This window comes from Steroidobacter sp., assembly GCF_036402275.1.
Lineage (GTDB): Bacteria > Pseudomonadota > Gammaproteobacteria > Steroidobacterales > Steroidobacteraceae > Steroidobacter.
In genome coordinates, this window is record NZ_DASWTF010000053.1 from 292,987 (window position 1) to 300,364 (window position 7,378).

The following is a 7,378-nucleotide window of genomic DNA, read 5'->3' on the forward strand; positions in this document are numbered from 1 at the left end:
TTACGGCTGGCGAGTTCGCCATCCTTGCTTGTAGGTCTCGCGCGCATCCCGAGAATAAGGCACAGGCGCGACCTTCACGCGAATCTCACATTGACGATGCGGCTCCACCGTGGGCTTGCGTGTGCCGCCTCCTTCCTCTCCCCACAACAACGTCAGCTCGTCACCCACTTGGACGTCGGCATCGACTACGCCCAATGACAAGCCGCAGCGCTCGTTGTAGCTGTAGCCGGTGAACATGGAGAAGCCCGCGACTTTGCCGTTGGCGAGCACGCTGTCGTACGAGGCCGACGCATAATTCGCGATGGGCAGATCGAAGAACTTGTACGGCTCGCGCTCGCGGTCGAACAACGAGGCAAACACCTTGGCGAGATCCTCGCCATGCCACTCGAACGTGACTTTGCGACGCTGCGGCCGGCCCTCCTTCATCATCCGATCCAGCGCCTCGCGGCCGATGAAGTCGTGATCGAACTTCACGAACGGTCCGTAGCCCAGCTCGTACGGCGTCAGATAATAATCTTCGATGTTGTCGGAGACGAAGCTGCCGCCGATCGAACCGGTGCCTTCATAGCCGGCGGCCGGCAGCCACTCGCGGTACTTCTGCATGCTCGCGCCCGTGTACACGGCGGGCAGCGGCGAGGGAATCCAGCCAGATTCGAGCGTGTTGCTCGCATACGTGCGTGAGCCCACCGCGACGATGCCAACGTCCTTGCCCGCTTCCAGAATGGCGGCGCGAACCTCGTCGCGTTGGTCGTAAGGTCCCCAGATCTCCAGGCCCGGCTCGCCCGCCATGCCATGGCGAAGCGCGCGAACCTCGCGGCCCTTGATGTTGATCGTGCCGAAGTTGAAGAACTTGATTTCGGGCAACGGACCGCCGTGCAGTCGCTCGAGCACTTGCGCCGCCTTCGGGCCCTGGATCTGATAGCGATAATGCCGCCGCCGGACCGCATTGCCGTTGGGATGCGACGGCGAGCGATCGTCGCGCACGAAGTCCACCTTGAAGCCGCCCGTCTCGGCATGGAACTGCAACCAGTTCACCGTCGGCGCGCGCCCCACGAACAGCAGCTCGTCCTGCGCCAGATAGAACAGAATGCCGTCGCCGATGACGAAACCGTCGTAGCTGACCGGCACCATCTGCTTGGCCTTGCCGGGCGCGAAGTTGTTGAAACTGTTGATGGTCGTGTACGAGCACAGCTTGAGGGCGTCCGGCCCTTTGAGAGTGATCTCGGCCATGTGATGCGACTGATCGAACAGCACCGCGCTCTCGCGCCAGGCCCGCTGCTCGCTGCGCCAATTGCTGAACTCGGTCGGCACCACCGGATACACGTACGCGCCGAGCTGCGAGTTACGCAGCAACTGCACCGGGTTGCCGGCATCCTTCAATAGTTGCTCCAACGACCGCGTCATCTCTTCCCCCTTGCCACGAAATCATCGACCATGGTCGATGTTCGGACGGGCGTGCCGGATCCGGCAACGGGATCCTTTATATTCGCTGTATTCGATAAACTGATAATGGGGTCTTGCGTTGAAGGGGGCGATCGTGAGCGAGTTGGACCTGAACCTTCTATATGCGCTGGTGGCTCTCGATGAGTCCCGCAGTGTGAGCGGCGCGGCCGTGAAACTGGGCAAGAGTCAGCCGGCGGTGAGCGCAGCATTGGCCAAGCTGCGTGAGTTCTTCAACGATCCGCTCTTCGTGCGCTCCGGCAATAACATGCAACCGACGCCCCGCGCGCTGTCGCTGGTCGAATCGGCGCGATTCGTGCTCGGACGGGTCGGATCGGACATCGTCGCGGCGCCGACCTTCGATCCGGCGACGAGCAATCAGACCGTCAGCCTCGCTCTTTCCGATGTGGGAGAAGTCGTGTTCCTGCCCTCGCTGTTGAAGCAGCTGCGTCGCCTCGCCCCTCGCGCAGCGGTCCGCGCCGTGAGCCTGCCGGCCAACGATGTCGCGGCGGGCTTGGAGGCTGGGACCATCGATCTCGCGATGGGTTACTTCCCGGACCTGAAGAAGCACAACTTCTTTCAGCAGACCCTGTTCTCGGATACGTTCGCCAGCCTGCTGCGCGCCGACCATCCTGTGACTGCGAGCAAGCTCACATTGAAGCAGTACCTGCAGCTCGAGCATGCCGTGGTTCGGGCGGAGAGCCGCACTGAAGAAGTGATCGAGCGGTATCTGGCTCGCAAGAAGCTGCGCCGGCAGGTGGTGCTGACGACGCCCCACTTCTCCAGTGCGCCCATCATCGTTGCGCAGTCCGATCTGATCGTGACTGTGCCCGAGCCGCTGGCACGCTACTTCTCGCGCGTCTCGGCGCAACTCCGCGTCGTCGGCCTGCCCTTCGACCCGCCGCGCATCGACTTGAAGCAGTTCTGGCATCGGAAGTTCCACCACGACGAGCGCAATCGCTGGCTACGCTCTGTCGTCGCCGAACTCTTTCAGCGGCCCGCGAAGCCGCGCTGAGCCCAAGGGATTGGCAAGTAGCAGGAACACATAACAGCAACCGCGGCCCAGGGCGAATATCATGGGCCGCCCGCGCTCTGCGCGCGAGAATCTGCGAAGGCTCGAGAAATGGCTCCCGAACACGATTCCAATATGCTGGTTAGCGCGGTGGCCCTGCTGGGCGCAGCCGTCGTCGCCGTTCCACTGTTCCGCCGGCTCGGCCTCGGCTCCGTGCTGGGGTATCTCGCTGCCGGCCTGCTGATCGGCCCGTTCGGCCTCGGCCTGTTTTCCGATCCACACGCCATCCTGCAGTTCGCCGAATTGGGCGTGGTGATGTTTCTTTTCATCATCGGTCTCGAGATGCGGCCCTCGCACCTTTGGCATCTGCGTCGGCAGATCTTCGGCCTCGGCACGCTGCAGATCGCTGCATGCACGCTTGGCCTCACCGGCGTTGGCATTGCCTTCGGCTTGACGCCGGTGGTGGCATTCATCGGCGGCGCTGGCTTCGTGCTCACATCCACCGCCATCGTCATGCAGTTGCTCGCCGAACGCGGCGACATCGCTCTTCCCCACGGCCAGAAGATGGTGTCGGTGCTGCTGTTCGAGGATCTGCTGATCGTGCCGCTGCTCGCGCTGGTGAGTTTCCTCTCGCCGACGGCCGTTGCAGAAACAGGGACGGCGCAGTGGCTCGGAATCGTCACGGGGATCGGCGCGCTGGCTGCGTTGATTGCCGCTGGCTGCTGGCTTCTCAATCCGCTCTTCAGCCTCCTTGCTGCCACACGCACTCGCGAAGTCATGGCCGCGGCCGCGTTGCTGGTCGTGCTGGGCTCGGCGCTGTTGATGGAGAAAGGCGGCTTGTCCATGGCCATGGGCGCCTTCCTCGCCGGCGTGCTGCTGTCCGAATCCACCTTCCGTCACCAGTTGGAAGCGGACGTCGAGCCATTTCGCGGCCTGCTGCTGGGATTGTTCTTCCTCGCCGTCGGCATGAGCCTCGATCTGTCGGTGGTCGCCGAGAACTGGGCGCTCATCGCCGCCGTCGTGCCCGCCATGATGGTGACCAAGGCGCTGTGCATCTACGTCGTCGCGCGCCTCACCCGCAGCTCTCATGCCGAAGCGTTGGATCGCGCTGTTCTGATGGCGCAAGGTGGCGAGTTCGCCTTCGTTCTCTACAGCGCCGCCGCGGCCGGCGGCCTCATCGACGCCACGGTCAACGCAAACTTCACCGCGATCGTGGTGCTCTCGATGGTACTGACGCCGCTGGTCGTCATCGTGGTCCGCCGCTTCATCCATCCGGCGCAACAGTCGATGGAGGGCATTCCGATCGCCGACAGCCTCGATGGCAGCGTGCTCATGATCGGCTTCGGCCGGTTCGGCCAGGTGGTGAGCCAAGCCCTGCTCGCTCGCGGCGTCGATGTGAGCATCATCGATTCGGACATCGAAATGATCCGCGCCGCGCAAAGTTTCGGTTTCACCGTCTACTACGGCGATGGCACGCGGCTCGATGTGCTGCGCGCATCCGGCGCGGGCAAAGCTCGCGAGATCGCCGTCTGTGTCGAGAATCGCAAGACCGCCGACCGCATCGCCGAGCTAGTGCGGTCAGAGTTTCCCCAAGCGAAGCTGCTGGTGCGCGCCTTCGACCGCGAGCACGCACGCCAGCTGGTCGGCGCAGGCGTCGACTATCACATCCGGGAAACATTCGAATCCGCACTGTTGTTCGGTGGCGCGGCGCTACGTCATCTTGGCGTCGAAGACTCGGAAGCGGACGAAGTCGTCGAGAGCATTCGCCAGCGCGACGCCGAGCGGTTCGCGCTCGAAGTCGCCGGCGGCGGCTACGAAGCAGGCTTCGGCATGATCCTTCGTAACACGCCGCAAACCCCGACGCGTCCGACGCCGTTCAGCAAGCCTCGCGCCGAAGGAAAATCGCTGAACGAGCTGCCGAGCGGAGCCCCAGCGTCACCAGCGTCATCCTGAGCTGAGCTTCAGCCCGACGATGCCGCCGAGCACCGCCATCAGACTGAAAAGTTTCAGCGGGCTCACGCCTTCTCCATGCAGGAGAATGCCGAACACGACCGTGCCGGCCGCGCCGATGCCGACCCAGATGGCGTAGGCCGTGCCTATCGGCAGCACTTGCACCGCTCGCGCGAGCAGCAGCAGGCTGCCGGTCAGCGCCAGCAAAGTGAGGATGGTGGGCGCCGGTCGAGTAAAGCCCTGCGTGGCCTTCAGGCCCATGGCCCAGCCAATTTCGAGCAGACCGGCGATGAATAACATGACCCAAGCCTGATTCATGGAGCGCTCCATGATGGCGAGGGTCGTCCCTCTTGCTAATGAAAACCGGCCGGGTCGTCCCGGCGGTTGTAGGGTTTTGTAGTTCCGAACTCGGGTTCGCAGAGGTTTCGACCGCCTGCGCCGCTGCGGGTTCCCAGTGACAGCTTCATGACAGTATTACGGCTCATCGTCCAGAGTTTCGCTGCTCTAGAACAAGCTTCGTTCCAACGAAACATGGGGTGGATTGATGATGACTGCACGTTTTACTGGGGCTGCCGGCGTGCTGGCGGTCTTGACCACGGTGACGACGCCCGCTTCGGCGCAAGAGGCTGAAACGCAACCGGCGTCACCGACGCTGGAAGAAATCGTCGTCACCGCCGACCGCAAGAACAGCTACAGCGCCGATCTGGTGCAGGCCGGCAGCTTCCGCGGCGCCAAGCAGCTCGACACGCCGCTCACCATCAGCGTCATTCCGCTGGAAATGATCCAGGCGCAACAGGCTCAAGGCCTGCTGGACGCCTTGCGCAACACCGCCGGCGTCACCAGCTCGCAAACCTCGCCGACGGTTTACAGCAACCTCGCGATCCGCGGCATCAACGTCGAAAACCGCGGCAACTTCCGCTTGAACGGCAGCCTGCCCATCATCAACCTGATCGATCTGCCACTCGAGGACAAAGATCGCGTCGAGGCGCTCAAGGGCGCATCCGCTCTGTACTACGGCTTTACGACGCCCGCCGGTATCATCAATCTGACGATGAAGCGGCCGACGCTCGATCCGTACGTGGCGCTGAATGTTTCAGGCAACCAATACGGCGCGCTCACCGGTCACCTAGACGTGGGCGGCACGGCGGGAATTCTCGGCGCACGCGTCAACGCTGTGTATGGCACGGTTGACTCTGGCATCGACAACGCACGCGGCCATCGCGCTCTGTTATCCGGCGCATTCGATATCAAGCCGACCGATTCGCTGACCCTCAGCGTCGACGCCGAGTACATCTACAAAACGGTCAACGAGCCGGGCGTGTACCGTTTCACCACGCTGCCGCGGCCGACGGTCGACAATCTGTATCCGACCGTCCAGTTGCCGCCGCTCATCGACCCGGAGACCAATTTCGGTCCGGACTGGGCCAAGAACGAAGCCGAGGAATACAACGTGCTCGGCACGGTCAACTGGCGCATCAACGACGCCTGGGCCCTGACTGTCAGCGGCGGCACGTCGCACCTGGTGCGCAGCCGCCGTTTCAACACACTGAACCCGCTCGATTTCACGACGGGCGAAGGCACGCTGGCCATCAGCTTGCAGCCGGATCTCACCTTCAAGAACGTAAACACGCGCGCCGAGCTGGCTGGTACGTTCAACACCTGGTTCCTGACGCACGAAGTGCTGATCGGCGCGTCACAGAACGTGCGCGACGCGAGCAACTCGACGTCCGTGCCCGCAACTTGCCCCGGGCCTGGCGGCACGCGCGTGACTTGCACGCAAAACTTCTTCAACCCGCGTGACATTCCCGAAACGGCCATGCCGGTGCGCACGGGCGATGAAACGCGCATCGACGACATCGGCTACTACTTCTTCGATCGCATCAAGGTCACCGAGTGGCTGCAGCTGCTGGGCGGCGTGCGTATGTCGGAGTACGAGGAGTCGAATCGCACCACGGATACGACCACGTTCGATGCATCGCCGACGTCGATTTCTTACGGCGCGGTGGTCAAGCCGCTGTCGTGGATCAGTGTGTATGGCACGTACATCGAAGGCTTGGAATCGACGCCGGGCGCACCGTCGACTGCGTTGAATCAAGGCGTGCAGCTGCCGGCGACGGAGAGCGAACAGCGCGAAGCGGGCGTGAAGATCGAGCCGACGCGTGGCTTGCTGGTTCAGGCCGCGTACTTCGAAATCGAGCGCGCTTCGACTTACGTGAACGGCGCCAACTTGTATGTGCAGGATGGCCGCGCCAACTACGAAGGTTATGAGCTGAGCGTCAGCGGCGAAATCACCCGCGATCTGTCGCTGTACGCCAGCGCGTTGTTCTTGGACGCCGTCCAGGAATCGGGTGCGCCGACGATCATCACGACCAATCCGACCACGGGCGCAGTCACCGTGTCGCCGACGGCCGTGGGCAAGCGCATCGAGAACTCCGCGAAGGACACGTGGTCCATCGCCGGTGAGTATCGTCTCGACGCCCTGCTCCCAGGCTTCAGCGTCACTGCCGGCGCTTATCACACCGGTCGCCGCGCGGTGAACTCGTTGAACCAGGCGTTCGCGCCCGGCTACACGCTGTACGACGCGGGCTTCGCGTACGACACCGAGGTCAATGGTGCGGAAATGACGTTCCAGCTGAACGCGCAGAACCTCACCAACGAGCGCTACTTCGCATCGACCGGCGGCTTCCTGCTCGCGCAGGGCGGCCCGCGATTGATCAAGTTCCTGATCTCCACCAAGTTCTGACCAGCACGATGGGCGGCCTGGATTCGTCCAGTGTCCGCCCATCCCCTGAGCCGAAATTTCGAGGCGTCGGTGGCTCGCGCCGTCCGAGGTGACCTCCCTCCTTCCGACACCGTGCTCCCCCTCAGTCGCGCTATCGCGCGACGTCGTCGGGTCCCGTCCCTGGGCGCACTTTGCCGAAAAGGTCCCTCTTTCTCGACAATGCCGGACGAAGGGAGGTCACCTCGAACGTCGCC

Annotated in this window: 5 protein-coding genes; 3 read left to right on the plus strand and 2 right to left on the minus strand. The window is 63.2% G+C overall.

The window, feature by feature from the left end:
- Positions 1–1,404 carry a vanillate/3-O-methylgallate O-demethylase gene (ligM, locus tag VGD45_RS33070; protein WP_331159690.1) on the minus strand — a complete coding sequence of 468 codons (1,404 nt, stop codon included), beginning with the start codon at positions 1,402–1,404 and terminating at the stop codon, positions 1–3.
- 133 nt (positions 1,405–1,537) lie between these two features.
- Between ligM and VGD45_RS33075 the strand changes: the two genes are divergently transcribed.
- Both VGD45_RS33075 and VGD45_RS33080 read left to right on the plus strand, forming a co-directional pair.
- Positions 1,538–2,455, plus strand: coding sequence for a LysR family transcriptional regulator (locus tag VGD45_RS33075; protein ID WP_331159691.1), 918 nt, complete (start codon positions 1,538–1,540; stop codon positions 2,453–2,455).
- A 108-nt stretch (positions 2,456–2,563) separates the two neighbouring features.
- On the plus strand, positions 2,564–4,405 hold the full coding sequence (locus VGD45_RS33080) for a monovalent cation:proton antiporter-2 (CPA2) family protein (protein ID WP_331159692.1): 1,842 nt from the start codon (positions 2,564–2,566) through the stop codon (positions 4,403–4,405).
- Here VGD45_RS33080 and VGD45_RS33085 read toward each other — a convergent pair.
- Positions 4,397–4,720: a DMT family transporter gene (locus VGD45_RS33085; protein ID WP_331159693.1), complete on the minus strand. Its 324-nt coding sequence runs from the start codon at positions 4,718–4,720 to the stop codon at positions 4,397–4,399. The two genes, VGD45_RS33080 and VGD45_RS33085, sit on opposite strands and share 9 nt — an antisense overlap.
- 226 nt (positions 4,721–4,946) lie before the next feature.
- Here VGD45_RS33085 and VGD45_RS33090 point away from each other — a divergent pair, with 226 nt between their 5' ends.
- Positions 4,947–7,145, plus strand: a complete 2,199-nt coding sequence (locus VGD45_RS33090) for a TonB-dependent siderophore receptor (RefSeq protein WP_331159694.1) — start codon at positions 4,947–4,949, stop codon at positions 7,143–7,145.
- Positions 7,146–7,378: the final 233 nt, after the last annotated feature.